The organism is Amycolatopsis sp. BJA-103 (genome assembly GCF_002849735.1).
Lineage (GTDB): Bacteria > Actinomycetota > Actinomycetes > Mycobacteriales > Pseudonocardiaceae > Amycolatopsis.
Genome location: NZ_CP017780.1, coordinates 8,661,266 through 8,681,371, shown reverse-complemented (window position 1 = coordinate 8,681,371; position 20,106 = coordinate 8,661,266). Strand labels below are relative to the sequence as shown.

The following is a 20,106-nucleotide window of genomic DNA, read 5'->3' as shown; positions in this document are numbered from 1 at the left end:
TCCCTTGAAAAAATCCGGACTCGTGTCATATAGTCCACGCGGAATAATCGATCCGGAATCTTCCGAGAGGACCATGCATGGCCGCGAAACTCACTCCGCTCGCCATGGCGGTGCTGGAGCTCCTCCACGAGCGGCCCATGCATCCCTACGAGATGGCGCAGCTGATGAAGGAGCGCTATGTCAGCACGCGCGTCAAGGTGAAGGCCGGATCGCTCTACCACACGGTGGATCGCTTGCAGCAGAACGGTTTCGTCGAGATCGTCGAAACACAGCGCGACGGGAAGCGCCCCGAGCGCACCGTGTACGCGATGACGGACGCCGGCCGCGACGAATTCGTGGACCGCGCGCAGGACATGCTGAGCACGCCTGCCGAGGAGTACCCCGAGTACCTCAGTGCCCTCGCCGTCATCGACGAACTCGGCCCCGAAATGTCGCTCACCCAGCTCAAGCACCGTGTCCTGCGCTTGCAGGCCTCCGCCGCCTCCGACCAGGTCGTCCTCGAAAGCCTGGTCGAAGAGCACAAACTCCCCGAGATCTATTGGCTCGACTGGTCCTACGCCACCGCGCGGCGGGCCTTCGAGCTCGAGTGGACCCAAAAACTGGTCGAGGACCTGGAATCCGGCCGCATCGACTTCCAGGGCCATTGCAAGCCCCATCTGAACCTGGTCACCAAGGACGACACCGATGAACGCAAGACAAGCTAATCCCTGGGCCGCGCTTTCCGCGCTGTGCCTCGGTTTCTTCATGATCCTGCTGGACACCACGATCGTTTCGACCGCGATCCCCGCGATGCTGCGCGAACTCGGCGCCGGGCTGAACGCGATCGTCTGGGTGATCAGCGTCTACCTGCTGGCCTACGCGGTGCCGATGCTGTTCGCCAGCCGCCTCGGCGACCGTTTCGGACCGAAACGCGTTTACCTGGCGGGCCTCGTGGTCTTCACGCTGGCCTCGCTTTGGTGCGGGCTGTCCGGCACGGTCGAGATGCTCATCGCGGCCCGCGCGGTGCAGGGCCTCGGCGCCGCTTTGATGACGCCGCAGACCCTGGCGTTCATCAGCCACCTGTTCCCGCCGTCGAAACGCGGCCCCGCCATGGGACTCTGGAGCGGTGTCGCCGGGATCGCGGCCATCGTCGGCCCGCTGCTCGGCGGCGTGCTCGTCGACCATCTCGGCTGGGAATGGATCTTCTTCGTCAACCTGCCGGTCGGCGTGGTCGCGCTCGCACTGGCGCTGCTCAAGGTGCCGGACTGGCAGCCGAAACACTCGCATTCCTTCGACGTTCCCGGGATCCTGCTCTCCGGCGCGGGACTGTTCCTCGTGGTGTACGGAGTCCAAAATGGACAGCAGTACGACTGGGGACGTGCCCTGGGCCCGATCACCGTGTTCGAGATCATCGGCGCCGGTCTCGCCCTGCTGGTCGCTTTCGTGGTGTGGCAACGGTTCAACCGCAACGAACCGCTTCTGCCGCTGAGTGTCTTCTCGAACCGCAACTTCTCGGCCGGAACGCTGGCCGCGGTCACCGTCGGCTTCGCGATGACCGGCATGTTCCTGCCGCTGGTGATCTACATCCAGGCCGTCCTCGGCGAGTCACCGACGATGTCCGGCCTGCTGTTCGCGCCGATGTCGTTGCTGGCGGGCATGATCGGCCCGTTCGTCGGCCGGGCTTCGGACAAGGTCAACGGCAAGGTCCTGCTGATCATCGGGCTGACCGCGCTGGCGGCGGGCATGGGACTGGTGGCCCTGATCGCCCGGGCGGGCGCGAACGCGTGGACGCTCACCCCGGCGCTGCTGGTGGCGGGCGCCGGGATCGGGTTCATCTTCGCGCCGATGGGCAACATCGCGATGAGTTCGGTGGAGCCGCGGCTCACCGGGACCGCGTCGGGCATCTTCAACACCGCGCGTCAGGTCGGCGGCGTGCTCGGCAGTGCCGCCGTCGGCGTGCTGCTGCAGGCGCGGATCAGCGCCTCGATCGCCGACGAGGCGGCATCGGCCGCGACGGCGTTGCCGGAGCAGTACCGCGCGCCGTTCGCGGAAGGGGTCGCGAAGGCCGCGGAATCGACCGGGGAGTTCGGTTCCTCCGGGCAGACGGGCTTCTCGGGACTTCCCGCGGACGTGGCGGAGCAGGCTCAGCGGCTCGCTCTCGACGCCGTCCACAATGGACTCACGGACGCCGCCCGGGTGACGCTGCTGCTTCCGGCGGCCGTGCTGCTGCTGGGCGTGCTCGCGGCGCTGACGATGCGTCGTCCGGCTCCGCGTGTCCCTCCCGCTCCGGCTCCGGAACCCGCCACCAGCGCCGCCTGACCCCCCTCCCCCGTGCAATGAAAGGCCCGTTCCTTGCAAAATTTGCAAGGAACGGGCCTTTCCTTTCATCCGCGGGAGGGCGGAAGCTTCCTACCGGCGGTACCGCAGGCCGAAGCCGTACGGGTACAGCGCCTTCTTGCCGTCACCGACGTTCACCGGTTCCTGGGCCGCACTCGTCGGCCAGCTGAACGTCAGTTTCCCGGTCGGGTTGTAGTCGCCGTAAAGGACATCGGCGACACCGGCGCCTTCGCTACCCGGGAGCCAGGCGGCGACGAAGCCGTTGAATCCCGGCAGTTGCGAAGCGATGTCGAGCGGACGCCCGGACACGGTCACCACGACGACCGGGGCCCCGGAACTCTTCAGTTTGGCGATGGTGGCGAGGTCTTCGGCGTCGAGCCCGAAGCCATCGGGCCGGTCTCCCTGCCCTTCGGCGTACGGCGTTTCGCCCACCACTGCGACAGCGACCTGGTAGCTGTTGTCGATTCCGTTACCCGCACGGTCATACGTCACCGTGGTTCCCTTCCCCGCGCCCGACTTCAGCCCGTCGAGAACGGTGGTGCCCGGGATGACCGGGCCGCTCTGGCCCTGCCAGGTGAGCGTCCAGCCGCCCGCCTGGTTGCCGATGTCGTTCGCGTTCTTGCCCGCGACGAAGATCTTGTTGTTCCTCTTCGCCAGGGGCAGCACACCGTCGTTCTTCAGCAGCACCTGGGATTCGCGGACGGCCTGCCGGGCCAGTTCGCGGTGTTCCTTGCTGCCGAACGTCTTCTGGAGCGAACGGTCGGTGTACGGGTGCTCGAACAGGCCGAGCTTGAACTTCTCCGCCAGGATGCGGCGGTTCGCGTCGTCGATCCGGCCACGCGTGACACGGCCCGCCTCGACCTCGGCCTTGAGGTAGGAGATGAACTGCGGCGCGTCCCACGGGACCATGAACATGTCGATGCCCGCGTTGACCGAAAGCCGCACTTCTTCGGGCGTGAAGCCTTCCTGCCCGTCGATCTGGTTGATCGCGTTGTAGTCCGAGATCACCAGGCCGGAGAAGCGCAGTTCCTTCTTGAGGACGTCGGTGATCAGGTACTTCTGGGCGTGCATGCGCACCCCGTGGAAGCTGGAGAACGAGATCATCACCGAGCCGACGCCGCGGTCGATCGCCTCGCGGAACGGCGGCAGGTGGATCTGGCGCAGTTCGCGTTCGCTGACCTCGGTGTTGCCCTGGTCGACGCCGTTCGTGGTGCCGCCGTCGCCGATGTAGTGCTTCGCGGTCGCGAGCACCGAGCCCGGCTTCTCGCCGAGCCTGCGCCCCTGGAGACCGGTGATGGCCGACGCGTTGGCGATGGCGTCGCGCGGGGTTTCGCCGAAGGACTCGTAGGTCCGGCCCCAGCGGTCGTCACGGGCGACGCACAGGCACGGCGAGAAGTTCCACTGCGGTCCCGTTCCGGCGACTTCCAGCGCCGTCGCGCGGCCGATCTTCTCGACCAGACGCGGGTTGTTGGCCGCGCCGAGGCCGATGTTGTGAGGGAAGATCGTCGCGCCGTAGACGTTGTTGTGGCCGTGCACGGCGTCGACGCCGTAGATCGTGGGGATGCCGAGCGGCGTCGAAACCGCCGCCTTCTGGTACGAGTCGACCATGTCGGCCCAGCCGGCCGGCGTGTTGGAGGCGGGGACGGAGCCACCGCCGGACAACAAGGACCCCAGTTTGAGGGCGGCGGCCTGGTCGGGGGTGACCGCGCCGCGTTCGGCCTGGGTCATCTGGCCGATCTTGTCGTCGAGGCTCATCCGCTTGAGCAGGTCGTTCACCCGCGCGGACGTCGAAGCGTGAGGATTCTTGTACACCGGGCCAGGACTGGCGGAAGCCGCCGGTGCCAGCGCCGAACCGGCCAGGAGCAGACCTGCGAGCAGAGTGGTTTGCGTCGTGCGAAGTGATCTTCTGACGCGGAGGCGGGACGACATTGTTTCCTCCGTAGCTCGAACAATCCATATGTTGCGCGCCACAACAAACTAGCTCCACGTTCGGGTGTCCCCGGTCACAATTAGGCAACGGCGGGCCGTCGAGTACCTTCCTCCAGGTGCGTTTCGTCCTCGCTTCCCAGTCCCCCGCCCGTCTCGGCGTCCTGCGTTCCGCCGGCTTCGATCCCAGCGTCGTCGTCTCCGGCGTCGACGAGGACGCGGTGGCCGCGTCCCTGACCGACCCCGCCCCGGCGGAGCTGGTCCGCGCGCTCGCCGTCGCGAAGGCCGAAGCGGTTTTCGAGACGCTCACCGGCTCCCACAGTGACCATGCCGGACACGCCGACATGGTCATCGTGGGCTGCGATTCGATGCTGTCGATCAAGGGCGAAATGGTCGGGAAGCCGATCACCCCGGAAGCCGCGCGCGAGCGCTGGGCGTCGATGGCGGGCGAAACCGGTGAACTTCTGACCGGCCACGCCATCATCCGCGTCGAGAACGGTGAGCGGACGAAGGAAACCTCAGGCACCGAGGGCACCACTGTTCGCTTCGGCACACCGTCGCAGGAGGAGATCGAGGCCTACATCGCGTCCGGCGAACCGCTTCAGGTGGCAGGCGGTTTTACGCTGGACGGGCTAGGCGGCTGGTTCATCGAGGGCATCGACGGCGACTTCTCCAGCGTCATCGGCATCAGCCTGCCGCTGACCCGGCGTTTGCTGACCGAGGTCGGCGTGAGTGTCATCGATCTCTGGACGCGTCCCGCATCCTGAGACAGCTCCCACACGATCGGGTGGTCCGGAAGAGTCCTGCCTTGACGAACGTTCTTCACGTTCGGCCAATCAGGAAACTTTCACGCACCGGAGTCGCCCCGTGTCTTTCATTCGGACCTACACCAGGCCAAAAGTCTTCGCGGTGGCAGTTCTCGGCTCGCTCGTCGTGGGTGCCCTTCTCGGCCTCCTCGCCAGGAGCACCGAAACGAGCTGGCTGACCGAACTGCTCGGCCAGATCGGCACGATCTTCACCACGTTGCTGCAGATCGCGGTGATCCCGCTGGTCTTCACGGCGATCGTGGTCGGCATCAGCAGCCTGCGCAATCTCGGTGGCGGGAAGAAGGCCGCCCGGCTGGGCGGCAAGACCGTCCTGTGGTTCGCGATCACCTCGTTCATCGCGTCGCTGATCGGCATCGCCGTCGCGAAGCTGTTCAACCCGGGCAGCGGCGGCCTCGGCGAAGGCGTCGCCGCGACCGCGAAGAACACGGACAGGGCCGCCAAGGCCACTTGGGGATCGTGGAGCGACTTCATCAACGGGTTGCTGCCGAAGAACTTCTTCACCGCTTTCACCGAGGGCGAGACGCTTCAGGTGCTGTTCCTCGCCGTCCTGATCGGCGCGGCCGCCTACAGCCTCGGTGACAAGGCGAAGCCGTTCGTCGACTTCACGAGCAGCGTCTTCGAGATCATCCAGCGCTACCTCGGCTGGATCGTGCGCCTGGCCCCGATCGGCATCATCGGCCTGATCGGCGAGGCCGTGTCGACCTACGGTGACGCGCTGTTCAAGCCGCTGTTCACCGCCACTCTCGCGGTGTACGTCGGCTGCTTCCTGGTGCTGCTGGTGGTCTACCCGATCCTGCTGCAGTTCGTGGCGAAGGTCAGCCCGCTGAAGTTCTTCTCCAAGGCGGGCACGGCGATCCAGTTCGCGTTCGCGTCGTCGTCCTCGGGCGCCACGCTGCCGCTGACCCGCCAGGCCGCGGTGAACCTGGGCGTCCAGCCCGGTTACGCGGGCTTCGCGACCCCGCTGGCGAGCGCCACGAAGATGGACGGCTGCGCGGCGGTGTTCCCGGCGATCGGCGCGATCTTCATCGCGAACCTGTCCGGTGTCTCGCTGAACTTCTGGCAGTACCTCGGGATCATCGCGGCCGCCGTGTTCGGCGCGCTGGCGACCGCGGGCGTCACCGGCTGGCTGGCCGCGCTGACCTTGACCGCGTCGCTCATCGGGCTCGACCCGGCGCAGGTCGCGCTCGGCATCGCGCTGATCTACTCGGTGAACCCGATCATGGACATGATCCGGACCGCGACCAACGTCGCCGGCCAGATCGTCGTGCCGGTCATCGTCGCCCGCAGCGAAGGCCTGCTGGACGATGAAGTGCTCAACTCGCTGACGGACCCTTCGCCCACTGACGATGGAGAAGCGGCTACGTCGGAGAAGGAGCCTGTCGCGGCGGGCACGAAGTAGCTTTTCCAGTCCGTGAAGGCCTCCTTCCCTACTCTCAGGGTAGGCAAGGAGGCCTTCACACCTTCCCTCACTACGTGAAGGACCCCTTCATCGAGCTAGGCGCCAGGGTCTCGGCAAAGTCGGCTATTCGCACGGGTCAGGTTTCGAGGGTGTCCAGCGGGCGGGTTGTCGCCTGGCGGGGTGCGGCTGCCCACAAGAGGCTGCGTCAGGTTCTGGTCGCGATTCGGGCGCTGTGTGCGGTTTTGCGGGGGGTCGTGAGTGACAAAGAGCGTTAGAACGACACTTACCGCTCACGACCCCATCACGTACTTCCCGCAGGCAAGGGTGACGGCAGGGCTCCGACGCAGAGAGGCGTGACCACGCCACCTTTGCCTTACTTCTCAATAACGAGAGCAAAGGTCCCTTGCTATCGCCTCAGGGACAGGCCCGCAGGTCCGCCTTCGTGAGCCGCACGTCCGGCCAGCCCCTCAGCTCCGAAGGCGAGGTGTACCGGCGCGTGCAGCCCACCGAGCCACTGGCGACCTCGTAGACCTCCGCGAGCACCGGCGCCGCCTGGCACCGGGCCGAGCCGGATTGCGCACCGGGGCATTCGTGCCGCACGACGATGACGTCCGCGACGCCGTCGGCGGTCACGTCGTTCAGGGCGATCGTCCCGGCGTCGGAGTAGTACGGCTTCCCGGGGTCCCGCCAGACCCCGCCGCGCGCGACGAACAGCTCGCCGGCCGAACCGCCACCGGTCTCACCGCGCACCAGGCACACCGGCGTCGCGCCGTCGATGCAGCGCAAAGAATCGCCCTTGAGGGTGACCCCCAGGTCGTTGATGATCAACGGGAACACCGCGTCCGCCCCGATCCGGACCACGCCCTGCTTCCCCGCTTCGTCGGCCAAGAGCACGACGGGCACCCCGCCGACGGTCATCGCGCCGATCTCCCGGCAGGCCGAGTGGCCGCAGTTGACCTTCGGTGCACTCGGGGCGCCATCGGGCAAAGGAGCCGCTCCGGGGTCACCGGCGGGGACCGGGGCGGACGGGCGGAGCAGGATCACGGTCACGATCACCCCAGCCGTGACCACCACGGCCAGCAGCGCGGTGAGCAGCACCGATCGCGACGTCCGCGCTTCCTGAGTCCGCATATCCGAGAGCGTAAGTGATCTAGCACAGAGTGCACGTCTATGTTGTTCCCGTGACGAACCCCGGATTGCCCAACGCCCTGTTCCTCCCCACGGCGAAAAAGCCGAAGGACTTCACGAGCGCCGAGATCGAGCTCCGCCGGACCAGCGACGGCCGGATGGCGCTGATCGCCTTCAGCTCGGTGCAGCGCCTGGTCGAATGCTGCGGGCAGCACCAGCCGTGGGCACTGGTCAAGGCCGAGCACCTCGGCCGCGTCTACCAGGTCCAGCCGTACGACCTGATCGTGCTCGATTCAGACCTTCCGGAAGAACTGCGACACCGTGAGGCGCTGGTGTAAGCCTTTCCAGGAGAACTGCGGCGCCGCGGAACGCTGCTATAAACAGTGTCACTGGGTGGCCTTGCTCTCATCAATCGGGGCGGGAACTTCCGTAAACTGCTGCGGAGCCGCATCGGGGCGGCCCGACGTGCGAACGCAGGAGGTACGGCGTGACCGAGCAGGCCGGCACAGGTGGTCCGGTGACCAAGATCCTGATCGCGAACCGCGGCGAAATCGCGGTACGGGTGATCAGGGCGGCGAAGGACGCCGGGCTGACCAGCGTGGCCGTCTACGCCGATCCGGACCGTGACGCACCCCATGTCCGCCTCGCCGACGAGGCCTTCGCCCTCGGCGGCACCACCGCGGCCGAGAGCTACCTCGTCTTCGACAAGCTGCTCGACGCCGCCAAGCGCTCGGGCGCGGACTCGGTCCACCCCGGCTACGGTTTCCTCTCCGAGAACGCGGAATTCGCCCAGGCGGTGATCGACGCCGGGCTGACCTGGATCGGCCCGAGCCCGCAGGCCATCCGCGACCTCGGCGACAAGGTCACCGCGCGCCACATCGCGCTGCGCGCGGGCGCCCCGCTCGTGCCCGGCACGAAGGACCCCGCCAAGAACGCGGACGAGATCGTCGCCTTCGCCGACGAGCACGGCCTGCCGGTCGCGATCAAGGCGGCGTTCGGCGGTGGCGGCCGCGGCCTCAAGGTCGCCCGCACCCGCGAGGAGATCCCGGAGCTCTTCGAATCCGCGACCCGTGAAGCGATCTCCGCCTTCGGCCGCGGCGAATGCTTCGTCGAGCGCTACCTGGACAAGCCGCGGCACGTCGAGGCCCAGGTCCTCGCCGACCAGCACGGCAACGCCATCGTCGTCGGCACCCGCGACTGCTCGCTGCAGCGCCGTCACCAGAAGCTGGTCGAGGAGGCGCCCGCGCCGTACCTGACCGACGAGCAGCGCAAGCGCATCCACGAGTCCGCGAAGGCGATCTGCAAGGAAGCCGGCTACTACGGCGCCGGGACTGTCGAGTACCTCGTGGCCGTCGACGGCACGATCTCGTTCCTCGAGGTCAACACACGGCTGCAGGTCGAGCACCCGGTGTCCGAAGAGACCACGGGCCTCGACCTCGTGCGCGAGATGTTCCGCATCGCCCGCGGCGAGAAGCTCCGCATCACCGAGGACCCGGAACCGCGGGGCCACTCGATCGAGTTCCGCATCAACGGCGAGGACGCCGGCCGCGGCTTCCTGCCCGCGCCCGGCACCGTGACGAAGTTCGTCGCGCCGAGCGGCCCGGGTGTCCGGGTCGATTCGGGTGTCGAGTCCGGCAGCGTCATCGGCGGCCAGTTCGACTCGATGCTCGCGAAGCTGATCGTCACCGGATCGGACCGGCAGAACGCGCTCGAGCGCAGCCGCCGGGCGCTGGCCGAGATGGTCGCCGACGGGATGGCGACGGTCCTGCCGTTCCACCGCGTGATCGTGGACGACCCGGCCTTCATCGGCGACGAGAACGGTTTCAGCGTGCACACCCGCTGGATCGAGACCGAGTTCGAGAACAAGATCGAGCCGTTCGTCGCCCCGGAAGCCGCCGAGGCCGAGGAAGAAGAGCCCCGCCAGAACGTCGTCGTCGAGGTCGGCGGGCGTCGTCTCGAAGTGTCGCTGCCCGGCGGGTTCTCGCTCGACGGCGGTGGCGGCGGCACGGCCGTCAAGGCCAAGCCGCGCAAGCGCGCGGGCGGCACCAAGGCCGCGGTGAGCGGTGACGCGGTCACCGCGCCGATGCAGGGCACCATCGTCAAGGTCGCCGTCGAAGAAGGCCAGCAGGTCGAGGCGGGCGAGCTGGTCGTCGTGCTCGAGGCGATGAAGATGGAGAACCCGGTCACCGCGCACAAAGCGGGCACCGTGACCGGCCTTGCGGTCGAGGTCGGCGCCGCTGTGACGCAGGGAACCCAGCTGTTCGAGCTCAAAGACTGACGGATGTCGTGGTTGACGGCACCTCGCTCGGCCTACCATCGCAAGGGTGAGCGAAGTGCCGTCTCCGCAGCTGCGGATCAGTGACCAGGATCGAGAGTCCGCCCTGACCGCGCTCGGCGAGCACATGAGCGTGGGCAGGATCGACATCGACGAATTCGGTGAACGGTCCGCCAAGATCACCGCGGCCAAGACGCGCGGCGAACTGTCCGAGGTCTTCCTCGATCTGCCTGAGCCGCACCCTCTCCTCGACGCCCCCAAGACCGCGGTGAGCGAACCGGTGAAACCGGCGTCACCGCTGGCGGGCATCTCTCCTGCTCAGCGTGTCATGGGCGCGATCCTGCCGATCCTGTTCATCGCCTCCATCGCACTCATCGTCACCACCGGTGTGACCTGGTGGTTCATCCTCGTCCCGATCGGGATCAGCGCCCTCGGCGAGGGCATCTGGGGCAAGGGCTGGGAGAACGCCCACAAGAAGCTCACGAAGCAACGCCGCCGGGAACTGGACGGCTGATCCGCCCGTAGACTCGGAACGTGAGTGCCGAGAGACCGGACATGCGGCTGAGCGACGCCGAACGCCAAGACGCGCTCGACGCGCTGGAGGAGCACGTCCGCACCGGCAGACTCGACCTCGACGAGTTCGGCACCCGCTCGGCCAAGGTCAGCGCCGCGAGGATGGCGAGCGACCTCGAACCGCTGTTCACGGACCTGCCCTCACCCCGGCCCAGCGCCCTTTTGCCCCTGCCTCCGATGCCCGGCGTCGCGCAGGCGTCCGCGAAGAACGATGCCCCGCCGTCGAAATGGCTGACGGCCAGTGCCGTGCCGATCGCCGCGGCGGTCGCGATCGCGCTGTTCTTCTTCACCCGCGGGACGTTCATCGTGTTCCTGCTCCCGCTGGCCGTGGCGCTGATCATGAGCCGCCGCCGCTGAAGATCCGGTTACCCTCGAAGAGTGGAACCGGTGGAGATCAACGCGGGCGAGTACTACCTGCGACAGCTACGGGCGGACAAGGCCCTCGACGACCGTCCGGCGCTGGTCGCGGCCTTCGCCGATCCGACACACCGCAAATACGTGCTGAACTACCGCTTGCGGGACCTCGACGAGGCGACCGAGTACGTCGCGCTGCGCGCGGCCCAGTGGGCCGGTGACGAACGCTGCTCCTGGGCGGTGGCCGAGCCGACGACCGGGGATCTGCTGGGCGAGGTCGGCCTGCGGGATCTCGATCTCGATGTCGGCTACGCGGAGGCATCGGTCTGGGTGCGCGCGGCGTCCCGGGGCAAGGGTGTCGCGAGCACCGCGCTCAACGCGGCCCTGCGGTTCGGTTTCGGCGGACTCGGCCTGCGCGAGGTCAGCTACCGCTACGAGGAGACGAACGAGGTTTCGGCCTCGGTCGCCCGGAAATGCGGGTTCACCCTGGTCGGGCCCGAACTGGACCCGGCCCCGACCGGGGAACGCCTCATCCGCTGGCGCCGCACCGCCTGACCTCCCCCGCGTTTCGTTCTCTGGTCGCGGTAGTACGTCGTGCGGACTACCGCAACCAGAGGACGACTTGTGGTGGTCAGAAGGGGTAGGCGGGCGGCGGGTTCCGGACGGTGACCCAGCGCGTCTCGGTGAAGGCCTCGATGTTCGCCGCCGCGCCGCCGAAGCGGCTTCCGGTGCCCGAAGCGGCGACGCCGCCGAAGGGGCTGTTCGCCTCGTCGCTGACCGTCTGGTCGTTGATGTGCACGATCCCGGTCGGGACGCGGTCGGCCAGCTCCAGTCCTTTGAGGACATCGCGGGTGATGATCCCCAGCGACAGCCCGTATTCGCTCGCCGTGGCGAGCCGTACGGCCTCTTCCGCGTCGGAGAACCGCACGACCGGCGCGACCGGGCCGAAGATCTCCTGGGCGACGGCGGGCGCGTCCGGCGGCACGTCGGCGAGCACCGTCGCGGCGTAGAACAGCCGGTCGTATTCGGCACCGGCCGCGACCCGCGCCCCCGCTGCGACGCTGGCCGTGACGAGCTCGTGGATCTTGTCCCGCTGCCCGGCGTCGATGATCGGCCCGAGCGCGACCTCGTCCCGCGCCGGATCGCCGACCCGCAACGCGGCCGCCTTCGCCGCCAGCCGCTCGACGAAGTCGTCGTAGAGCCGCTCGTGCACCAGATGCCGCCCGGTGGTCATGCAGATCTGGCCCTGGTGGAAGAACGAGCCGAAGGCGGCGACTCCGGCGGCCTCGTCGACATCCGCGTCGTCGAGCACGATGAGCGCGGAGTTCCCGCCCAGCTCCAGATGGGCCCGCTTCAGGTGTTTCCCGGCGAGTTCGCCGACCTTGCGCCCGGCGCCGGTCGAGCCGGTGAAGGAGATGACCCGGACCGCCGGATGCGTCACCAGCGTCTCGCCGACGTCCGCGCCGCCCGGCAGCATCTGCAGCACACCCGGCGGCAGGCCCGCTTCCTCGAAAATCCGCGCGAGGACGACGCCGCCGGTGACGGCGGTGCGCGGATCCGGCTTCAAGATCACCGCGTTCCCCAGCGCGAGCGCCGGGGCGACCGAGCGGATGCCCAGGATGATCGGCATGTTGAACGGCGAGATCACCGTGACGACGCCGGCGGGCACCCGGCGCGCCATCGAAAGGCGCGGTTCCTCACTGGGCAGGAGTTCGCCGTACGGGCGGCCGGGCAAGGCCGCCGCCTCGTAGCACTCCTGCTCCGCGACGTGCAGCGAGAAGCCGGCCACGCCCGGCACCGCGCCGACCTCGCGCACGTTCCACCAGCTGATCTCGTCGGCGTGCTCGGACCACAGCCGGGCGGCTTTGCGCAGGACGGCGGCGCGCTGGACGTGCGGTGTCGCCGCCCAGGCCCGCTGCGCCTCGGCCGCGGTTTCCGCCGCCTTCGCGGCGTCTTCGGCCGAGGCCATCCCGACGCTGCCCAAAACGGCACCGGTCGCGGGCTCCGTGACGTCCCGGGTGCCGCCGGTGCCGGGCACCCACGAGCCACCGGCGAAGATCCGGTCCGTCCACGTCGACGAGTCGAGAAACACCACAGGGCCGCCTTCCGTCTCAGTGTCTGATCAGGGAGCCCGCGACCGCGATCGACGTCGGCAGGGCGCTGATCAAACTTCTCCCGTTCGCGGACGAAGGCCCCTGCCACCGCGATAGCGGGACCTTCGGCCGCGCGGGCTGGGACGGCCGACGCTATGCCAGATTCACCCGATCAGGCAATGATCCTTGCGCGCGTGGCACACCACTCGGCAGAACTGATCAACTCACCGGTTCGATGATCCCGGAGCGCGCTTCCGGCGCGGCCGAACGCAACGCGTCCGCGGCCTCGTCGCTCGGCTGCGACTGCGACTCCCGTTCCGCGTCGACCCTCGCCTTGTACACCTCGACTTCGCGTTTCTCCTCGTCCTTCGACCAGCCGAGCACCTCGCCCACCAGCGTGGCGACCTGCGCGGCGCAGTCGACCCCGCGGTGCGCGTACTCGATCGAGATCCGCGTCCGGCGGGCCAGGACGTCTTCCAGGTGCAGCGCGCCCTCGTGGCTGGCCGCGTAGACGACCTCGACACCGAGGTAGTCCGGCGCGTGCTCCAGCGGCTTGAGCAGTTCCGGCCGTCCTTCACCGAGCGCGAGGACTTCGTGCACCATCGAGCCGTACCGGTCGAGCAGATGGCGGACGCGGTACGGGTGCAGCCCATGCTCGCTGGCCAGGTGGTCGGCCTGGTTCACCAGCGCGTGGTAGCCGTCGGCACCCAGCAGCGGCACCTTGTCCGTGATGGACGACTGCGGCCTGCCGGGAAGGTCGACGGCCGCGGCGTCGACGGCGTCGGCCGCCATCACCCGGTAGGTGGTGTATTTGCCGCCCGCGATCGCGACCAGCCCCGGCGCGACCCGCGCGACGGCGTGCTCACGCGAAAGCTTCGACGTCTCTTCGCTTTCCCCGGCGAGCAAAGGCCGAAGACCCGCGTAGACGCCTTCGATGTCGTCGTGCGTCAGCGGTGTCGCGAGCACCGTGTTGACGTGTTCGAGGAGGTAGTCGATGTCGTGCTTCGTCGCGGCGGGGTGCGCGAGGTCGAGGTTCCAGTCGGTGTCGGTGGTTCCCACGATCCAGTGATTGCGCCACGGGATGACGAACAGCACGGACTTCTCGGTGCGCAGGATCATGCCCGCTTCCGAGACGATCCGGTCGCGCGGGACGACGATGTGCACGCCCTTGCTCGCCCGGACGCGGAACCGGCCGCGGCCACCGGAAAGCCGCTGCAGTTCGTCGGTCCAGACGCCGGTGCAGTTGACCACCGCGGAGGCGTGGATCTCGGTTTCACGGCCGTCTTCGACGTCGCGCACGCGGACACCGGAAATGCGGTCCGCCTCGCGGAGGAAACCGACCACCTGGGTGGAGGTGCGCACCACGGCGCCGTAGTGCGCGGCGGTGCGGGCGACGGTCATCGTATGCCGCGCGTCGTCGGATTGCGCGTCGTAGTAACGGATCCCGCCGATCAACGCGGACCGCTTCAGCGCCGGGACCATCCGCAGCGCGCCCGCGCGGCTCAGGTGTTTCTGGCCGGGGACCGACCGCGCGCCGCCCATCGTGTCGTACATCAGCAGGCCGGCCGCGGTGTACGGGCGTTCCCAGATCCGGTGGGTCAGCGGGTACAGGAAGCTGACCGGCTTCACCAGGTGGGGTGCGATCGTCGTCAGCATCAGCTCGCGTTCACGCAGAGCTTCACGCACCAGGCCGAATTCCAGCTGTTCGAGGTAGCGGAGCCCGCCGTGGAAGAGCTTGCTGGACCGGCTCGACGTGCCCGAAGCGAGGTCGCGCGCTTCGACGAGGGCGACCCGCAGGCCGCGCGTGGCGGCGTCGAGGGCGGTACCCGCGCCGACCACTCCGCCACCGATGACGACGAGGTCGAACTTGTCCTTGCCCAGCCGCTGCCACGACTCTTCCCGCTTGAGCGGTCCCAGCCTGGCGGGGCTGTTTTCGGCTTCGCGCTGAGAGCTTGCCACGTGACATTCCTCCTTGGGGCCGCTGTGGCTCCAGCATCGCACGATCGGCCGCGACCGGTCCGTTGTGCGGGTGACACGTGTGGCGTAACCCTCGTCGATCTTGAAAGAATTCGTCCGCTCAACGCCTGGAAGGAACAAATACGCGGCGGTAACGTGCGTCGGACGTGGGTCGGCAAGGGCGCCGTAGCACACCGTGTACGACCCTGCGCGGAATGTCCAATGTGGAGGTCGAACGGTGAGTGTGGGAGCCATTTTCGTCTGGGAGCTGCTGGGAACAGCGGTCCTGATCCTGTTGGGTAACGGCGTGGTCGCCAACCACGTGTTGCGGAAGAACAACGGCCACAACGGTGGCATCGTGATGATCACCCTCGGCTGGGCGTTCGCGGTCTTCGCCGGTGCCAGCATCGCCGCGCCGAGCGGCGCGCACCTCAACCCCGCGGTGACGCTGGGTCTCGCCATCGCGGACAAGACGAAGTGGGCGGACGTCCCGATCTACTTCGCCGGGCAGATGGTCGGCGCGATCCTCGGCGCCGTGCTCTGCTGGGCAACCTACAAGCTGCAGTTCGACGACCACCCCCAGCGGGACGAGACGCTCGGCATCTTCTCGACCGCGCCGCAGATCCCGAACAAGGCATGGAACCTCGTCACCGAGATCATCGGCACCTTCGTGCTGGTCGCGTGGATCCTGCTCAGCCCGGTCTACGCCAACGCCTCGGGTGAAGGCGGAACGCCGAACTTCGGCAACTCCGCGCTCGGCTACGCGGGTGTAGCGTTCGTCGTGCTGGTCATCGGCCAGTCCCTCGGTGGCCCGACCGGTTACGCCATCAACCCGGCCCGAGACCTCGGCCCCCGCATCGCGTACGCGTTCCTGCTGCCCATCAAGAACAAGGCCAACCCGAACTGGGGTTACTCCTGGATCCCGGTCGCCGGTCCGCTCATCGGCGGTGCCCTGGCCGCCCTGCTGTTCCTCGCCGTCCACAACCTGACCTGAGACTGGAGCTTCGATGACTTCGTACGTAGCCGCGATCGACCAGGGCACCACGTCGACCCGCTGCATGATCTTCAACCACTCCGGCCGGGTCGTCGCCGTCGACCAGCGCGAACACGAGCAGATCTTCCCGAAGGCGGGCTGGGTCGAGCACAACGCCGAGGAGATCTGGGAGAACACGCGGGCCGTCGCGGCGGGCGCGCTCGCCAAGGGGGACCTGGTCGCGAGCGACATCGTCGCGGTCGGCATCACCAACCAGCGCGAGACCACGCTGGTCTGGGACCGCACCACCGGCAAGCCGGTCTACAACGCGATCGTGTGGCAGGACACCCGCACCGACAAGATCGTCAGCGACCTGGGCGCGCTCGGTGGCGGGCAGGAGCGCTACCGCGAGAAGGTGGGCCTGCCGCTGGCGACCTACTTCTCCGGACCGAAGATCAAGTGGATCCTCGACAACGTTGACGGTGCCCGTGCCAGGGCCGAAGCGGGCGACCTGATCTTCGGCAACATGGACACCTGGGTGCTGTGGAACATGACCGGCGGGGTCGACGGCGGCGTGCACGTCACCGACCCGACCAACGCCTCGCGGACCATGCTGATGGACCTCGACACGCTGGAGTGGGACGCCGAGATCGCCAAGGAGATGACGATCCCGCTGTCGATGCTCCCGGAGATCCGGTCGTCCTCGGAGGAGTACGGCAAGGTCCGCGAGAAGGGCGCGCTGGCCGGGGTCCCGATCTCGGGCATCCTGGGCGACCAGCAGGCGGCGACCTTCGGGCAGGCGTGCCTCTCGCCGGGTGAAGCGAAGAACACCTACGGCACCGGCAACTTCATGCTGCTCAACACCGGCACCGAGAAGGTCATGTCGGACAACGGGCTGCTCACCACGGTCTGCTACAAGATCGGCTCGAACGACACGGTGTACGCGCTCGAAGGATCGATCGCGGTCACCGGCTCGCTCGTGCAGTGGCTGCGGGACAACCTGGGCCTGATCGGCTCCGCAGCCGAGGTCGAGCAGCACGCCCGCACCGTCGAGGACAACGGTGGCGCGTACTTCGTGCCGGCGTTCTCGGGCCTCTTCGCGCCGTACTGGCGCTCCGACGCCCGCGGCGCGATCGTCGGCCTCACCCGGTTCGTCAACAAGGGGCACATTTCGCGGGCGGTCCTGGAGGCGACCGCGTTCCAGTCGCGCGAGGTGATCGACGCGATGAACGCCGACTCCGGTGTCCCGCTGAAGTCGCTGAAGGTCGACGGCGGCATGGTCGTCAACGAACTGCTCATGCAGTTCCAGGCCGACATCCTCGGCGTGCCGGTGATCCGCCCGGTGGTCAACGAGACCACCGCGCTCGGCGCGGCCTACGCGGCCGGTCTCGCGGTGGGCTTCTGGAAGAGCGAAGACGACATCCGCAACAACTGGGCGCAGGACAAGCAGTGGGACCCGTCGATGGACGAGGCCCGCCGCGAGTCCGAGTACCGCAACTGGAAGAAGGCCGTCACGAAGACCTTCGACTGGGTCGAGGGCGAAGACTGACCTTTGAGTCCGTGAAGGCCTCCTTCCCTACCGTCAGAGTAGGGAAGGAGGCCTTCACGTATTTCAGCCGAAAGCGCCGCCGCCGGTCTGCGGAGCACCCATCGGCGTGACCTTCACCTGCGGCTTCTTGCCGGAAGGCGGCGGCGTCCCGCACGGCTTCGTCAACGCGGCCGGGACGACGGCCCGCGAACTGCTGCCGGGCGGCGCGCTGGAACTCGACGGCGGCTGGCTGCTGGACGGCGGCTGGCTGCTCGATGGCGGCTTACTGCTGGACGGCGGCGCGGTGGGCGTCGTCGTCGGGGGCAGGCAGACGATCTCGAACTCGACGGTCGCCGTCCCGCTGGCGGCCGGGAGGTTCGGCCCGCCGTCGCAGTGGAAGCTCGCCTTGTACTTGCCCGTCTTCCCCGCGGCGTTGCCGTGCCCGATGTACGGCGCCTGATTCCCCGAGCCCGGCTGGACCTGGAGCGTGACCGGACCGGTCAGGCCCGCCGACGTCACCGCGGTGCGCGTGCCGTAACAACTGGCGGTGAACTCCAGCGCCTGCCCGGGCGCGACCTTTGCCGGGCTGACCCACAGTTTCGGCGGCGGCGCGGTCGCCGACGCCTGCGGCGCGAGGATCACTCCCGCCGTCATCGCGAGCAAACCCGCGCCCGCGACGATTCTCTTCATTCCCATGATCTTTCTCCCTCAGTGCGAGCCCTCGCATCAAGAACACTTCCGGGAATGGGAAAAGGTTGCCTTTCACGACAAAAAACTCGTGAGTGGTAAGGACGGTTCTCACCGTCCTTACCACTCACGAGATCAAAACGCGGTTCCGCCGCCACCGGTTTGCGGAGCCCCCACCGGAATCTTCGAAACCTGACGACCCGCCGCGGGTTTCACCGGCGAAACCGAGCTCGTTTTCGGCGGCGTCGGCTTCGGCTTCGGCGGTTTGCTCGACGAGGTCGGCAGCGCGACCACTTCGAGATTGATCGTCACCGTCGTCGTCTTGCAGGTCGCCTTGACCGCGTAGAAACCCGGTCTCACCTTGTCGCCGATATGCGCGACGGCACCGAGGATCACCGGGTCCTCCGAAGTCACCTCGAACTTCGCGATGCGGTCCAGCGCCATGGACTTCACCTCGCCGAGGTCGGCGACCGGGCAGCCGACCGAGACCAGGATCTCCTCCCCCGGAATCGACTTCGTCGGGGAGAGGGCGACGAACGGGTACTGCATCGGCGGCGGACTGGGAGACGTCGTCGGAGTGGCCGAGACGTCCTCGGCGTACGCGGCGGCCGGGGCCATCCCGCACGCCACGACCGCCACCATCAGGGCGGACCGGTACCTGATCATGGAACTCACCTCTGGATCAGCCGAGCGAAGACGATGATGTTGTCGAGATAGTTGTGCGACGCCTTGTCGAAGACCCCGCCGCAGGTGATGAGCCGCAGTTCCGGCGCGGTGGTGTCGCCGTAGACCGCGTCGGTGGGGAATTTGTCCTTCGCCACCCGCTCGACCTTCGTGACCGCGAACTCGGCCGTCTTGCCGTCCTTGCGGGCGACCGAGACCTTGTCGCCGGGCGCCAGCTCCTTCAGCCGGAAGAAGATGCCCGGCTGTTTGTTCCCGTCGACGTGCCCGAGGACCACCGAAGGCCCGACCTCCCCCGGGGTCGGCCCGTTCACGTACCAGCCCGCCTGCATCGGCTGGGTCACCGGCGGCACCTCGACGGTGTTGTCCGCGTTGAGCCCCAGCGGGACCAACGTGGACTTCGCGCCGATCTTCGGCACGTCGATCGAGACCGGCTCCGCCTTCGGCATCCCCTCGACGGCGGCCCCGCCGTCAGCGACGGGCGCATCGGGTTCGCTCGGCTCGGCCGACGGCGTCTCCGCCTGGCTCGCGACCGCCTGCGGCGCCGCGGCCTGGCCGGTCTCCCCCGGACCGGACAGGACGAACGCCAGCGTCGCCAGTACGGCCAGCAGGACGACCGCGAGCACCAGCGGTGCCCGTCGTCCTCGCCACCATGTCGACTTCATGTTCACCCCTGTAGTGAAACGGCGTGGCGGTGACTGAGCCGGCCCCGGCCCCCAGACCGGAACCGGCTCGTCGTTCACCCCCACGCCTGCCTGACGCGAAGCGCGGCCGGACGGTTGCCCGCCCAGGTCACGAAATGATCGCGATCGCTACGCCCGGTCCGCACGACGACGGTACGCGGCCGCGCCGACCCCGCCCACCACCAGCGCGAGACCACCCGTGACGGCGGCGAGGACACCGACGTGGTCGGCGGGCCCCTCGGTGCCGCCGGTCTGCGGGGCACCGGCCGGCACCTTCGCGACCTGGCTCTTCTGCGGGAGCACCTCGAAGGTCACCGTCGACTTCTGCCCCCAGCAGGTCAGTGTCACCGGGTACTTGCCGGGCTTGATGTCCTTGACCGTCGCCGACCACTTCCTGGAGTCGACCGAGTTCGCGGAGTCGACCATGAGAGCAGCCGAAGTGACCTTCGGGCCGAGTTCGTTGTTGCGGTTGGCGCACTGAAAGCGCAGCTTCACCTTGTCCCCGGGCTTGCCCTTGGCGGGCGAGAGGCTCAAGTTCTCGAGGATCCCGACCGGGGACGCGTGCGGGCCGGGGCCGTCGGGGTCCTCGGTCGGGGACGCCGACGGAGAGGGAGACGGAGAAGGCGAAGCCGACGAAGAGGAAGGCGACGGAACACCCGTCGGAGAAGTCGCGAAAGCGGCTCCGGGCGCGAGAAGAAGGAATCCGG

Annotated in this window: 19 protein-coding genes; 11 read left to right on the top strand and 8 right to left on the bottom strand. The window is 68.1% G+C overall.

Translation table 11 applies throughout. From position 1 onward, the window contains the following. The first annotated feature begins 77 nt into the window (after nt 1-77). Complete coding sequence (locus BKN51_RS39300) at nt 78-704, top strand: PadR family transcriptional regulator (protein ID WP_101612375.1); 627 nt, start codon at nt 78-80, stop codon at nt 702-704. After that, complete coding sequence (locus tag BKN51_RS39295) at nt 685-2,298, top strand: DHA2 family efflux MFS transporter permease subunit (protein ID WP_101612374.1); 1,614 nt, start codon at nt 685-687, stop codon at nt 2,296-2,298. Before BKN51_RS39300 ends, BKN51_RS39295 begins: the two co-directional genes overlap by 20 nt. Before the next feature lie 90 nt (nt 2,299-2,388). Here the strand turns inward: BKN51_RS39295 and BKN51_RS39290 are convergent, their stop codons facing one another. Further along, nucleotides 2,389-4,194, bottom strand: coding sequence for a glycoside hydrolase family 3 protein (locus BKN51_RS39290; protein ID WP_101613733.1), 1,806 nt, complete (start codon nt 4,192-4,194; stop codon nt 2,389-2,391). Between the two features lie 167 nt (nt 4,195-4,361). Here BKN51_RS39290 and BKN51_RS39285 point away from each other — a divergent pair, with 167 nt between their 5' ends. Beyond that, nucleotides 4,362-5,009: a Maf family protein gene (locus tag BKN51_RS39285; protein WP_101612373.1), complete on the top strand. Its 648-nt coding sequence runs from the start codon at nt 4,362-4,364 to the stop codon at nt 5,007-5,009. A gap of 100 nt (nt 5,010-5,109) precedes the next feature. Next, complete coding sequence (locus BKN51_RS39280; RefSeq protein ID WP_101612372.1) at nt 5,110-6,468, top strand: dicarboxylate/amino acid:cation symporter; 1,359 nt, start codon at nt 5,110-5,112, stop codon at nt 6,466-6,468. A 414-nt stretch (nt 6,469-6,882) separates the two neighbouring features. On the opposite strand, the gene BKN51_RS39275 is transcribed toward BKN51_RS39280, so the two are convergent. After that, complete coding sequence (locus BKN51_RS39275; protein ID WP_101613732.1) at nt 6,883-7,566, bottom strand: hypothetical protein; 684 nt, start codon at nt 7,564-7,566, stop codon at nt 6,883-6,885. A gap of 83 nt (nt 7,567-7,649) precedes the next feature. On the opposite strand from BKN51_RS39275, the gene BKN51_RS39270 reads away from it, so the two are divergent. The 5 genes from BKN51_RS39270 (at nt 7,650) to BKN51_RS39250 (ending at nt 11,353) form a co-directional block, all read left to right on the top strand. Continuing rightward, nucleotides 7,650-7,934, top strand: a complete 285-nt coding sequence (locus BKN51_RS39270; protein WP_101612371.1) for an SAV_915 family protein — start codon at nt 7,650-7,652, stop codon at nt 7,932-7,934. A gap of 149 nt (nt 7,935-8,083) precedes the next feature. Continuing rightward, entirely contained in the window at nt 8,084-9,874 is a 1,791-nt protein-coding gene (locus tag BKN51_RS39265) for an acetyl/propionyl/methylcrotonyl-CoA carboxylase subunit alpha (RefSeq protein ID WP_101612370.1), read from the top strand. Between the two features lie 46 nt (nt 9,875-9,920). Beyond that, on the top strand, nt 9,921-10,385 hold the full coding sequence (locus BKN51_RS39260) for a DUF1707 SHOCT-like domain-containing protein (RefSeq protein WP_101612369.1): 465 nt from the start codon (nt 9,921-9,923) through the stop codon (nt 10,383-10,385). A gap of 41 nt (nt 10,386-10,426) precedes the next feature. After that, nucleotides 10,427-10,801, top strand: a complete 375-nt coding sequence (locus tag BKN51_RS39255) for a DUF1707 SHOCT-like domain-containing protein (RefSeq protein WP_101612368.1) — start codon at nt 10,427-10,429, stop codon at nt 10,799-10,801. A 21-nt stretch (nt 10,802-10,822) separates the two neighbouring features. After that, nucleotides 10,823-11,353, top strand: a complete 531-nt coding sequence (locus BKN51_RS39250; protein ID WP_101612367.1) for a GNAT family N-acetyltransferase — start codon at nt 10,823-10,825, stop codon at nt 11,351-11,353. Between the two features lie 76 nt (nt 11,354-11,429). On the opposite strand, the gene BKN51_RS39245 is transcribed toward BKN51_RS39250, so the two are convergent. Beyond that, nucleotides 11,430-12,893: an aldehyde dehydrogenase family protein gene (locus BKN51_RS39245; RefSeq protein ID WP_101612366.1), complete on the bottom strand. Its 1,464-nt coding sequence runs from the start codon at nt 12,891-12,893 to the stop codon at nt 11,430-11,432. Between the two features lie 217 nt (nt 12,894-13,110). Continuing rightward, complete coding sequence (locus BKN51_RS39240) at nt 13,111-14,850, bottom strand: glycerol-3-phosphate dehydrogenase/oxidase (RefSeq protein WP_101612365.1); 1,740 nt, start codon at nt 14,848-14,850, stop codon at nt 13,111-13,113. 235 nt (nt 14,851-15,085) lie between these two features. On the opposite strand from BKN51_RS39240, the gene BKN51_RS39235 reads away from it, so the two are divergent. After that, nucleotides 15,086-15,841 carry an MIP/aquaporin family protein gene (locus tag BKN51_RS39235; protein WP_174720508.1) on the top strand — a complete coding sequence of 252 codons (756 nt, stop codon included), beginning with the start codon at nt 15,086-15,088 and terminating at the stop codon, nt 15,839-15,841. Between the two features lie 13 nt (nt 15,842-15,854). Next, entirely contained in the window at nt 15,855-17,369 is a 1,515-nt protein-coding gene (glpK, locus tag BKN51_RS39230; protein WP_101612364.1) for a glycerol kinase GlpK, read from the top strand. Nucleotides 17,370-17,432: 63 nt separating this feature from the next. Here glpK and BKN51_RS39225 read toward each other — a convergent pair whose 3' ends face one another. The 4 genes from BKN51_RS39225 to BKN51_RS39210 all read right to left on the bottom strand — a co-directional run bounded on the left by BKN51_RS39225 (nt 17,433) and on the right by BKN51_RS39210 (nt 19,933). Next, nucleotides 17,433-18,044, bottom strand: a complete 612-nt coding sequence (locus tag BKN51_RS39225) for a hypothetical protein (RefSeq protein WP_101612363.1) — start codon at nt 18,042-18,044, stop codon at nt 17,433-17,435. Nucleotides 18,045-18,170: 126 nt separating this feature from the next. Next, on the bottom strand, nt 18,171-18,701 hold the full coding sequence (locus BKN51_RS39220) for a hypothetical protein (RefSeq protein WP_101612362.1): 531 nt from the start codon (nt 18,699-18,701) through the stop codon (nt 18,171-18,173). Nucleotides 18,702-18,706: 5 nt separating this feature from the next. Next, on the bottom strand, nt 18,707-19,381 hold the full coding sequence (locus BKN51_RS39215; protein ID WP_101612361.1) for a class F sortase: 675 nt from the start codon (nt 19,379-19,381) through the stop codon (nt 18,707-18,709). Nucleotides 19,382-19,528: 147 nt separating this feature from the next. Further along, on the bottom strand, nt 19,529-19,933 hold the full coding sequence (locus tag BKN51_RS39210; protein ID WP_233223096.1) for a hypothetical protein: 405 nt from the start codon (nt 19,931-19,933) through the stop codon (nt 19,529-19,531). Nucleotides 19,934-20,106 lie beyond the last annotated feature (173 nt).

Bases quoted from the DNA above. Each gene is read 5' to 3' on its own strand.
- BKN51_RS39300 (WP_101612375.1), top strand. From the start codon at position 78: ATGGCCGCGAAACTCACTCCGCTCGCCATGGCGGTGCTGGAGCTCCTC.
- BKN51_RS39295 (WP_101612374.1), top strand. From the start codon at position 685: ATGAACGCAAGACAAGCTAATCCCTGGGCCGCGCTTTCCGCGCTGTGC.
- BKN51_RS39255 (WP_101612368.1), top strand. From the start codon at position 10,427: ATGCGGCTGAGCGACGCCGAACGCCAAGACGCGCTCGACGCGCTGGAG.
- glpK (WP_101612364.1), top strand. From the start codon at position 15,855: ATGACTTCGTACGTAGCCGCGATCGACCAGGGCACCACGTCGACCCGC.
- BKN51_RS39225 (WP_101612363.1), bottom strand. From the start codon at position 18,044: ATGGGAATGAAGAGAATCGTCGCGGGCGCGGGTTTGCTCGCGATGACG.
- BKN51_RS39220 (WP_101612362.1), bottom strand. From the start codon at position 18,701: ATGATCAGGTACCGGTCCGCCCTGATGGTGGCGGTCGTGGCGTGCGGG.
- BKN51_RS39215 (WP_101612361.1), bottom strand. From the start codon at position 19,381: ATGAAGTCGACATGGTGGCGAGGACGACGGGCACCGCTGGTGCTCGCG.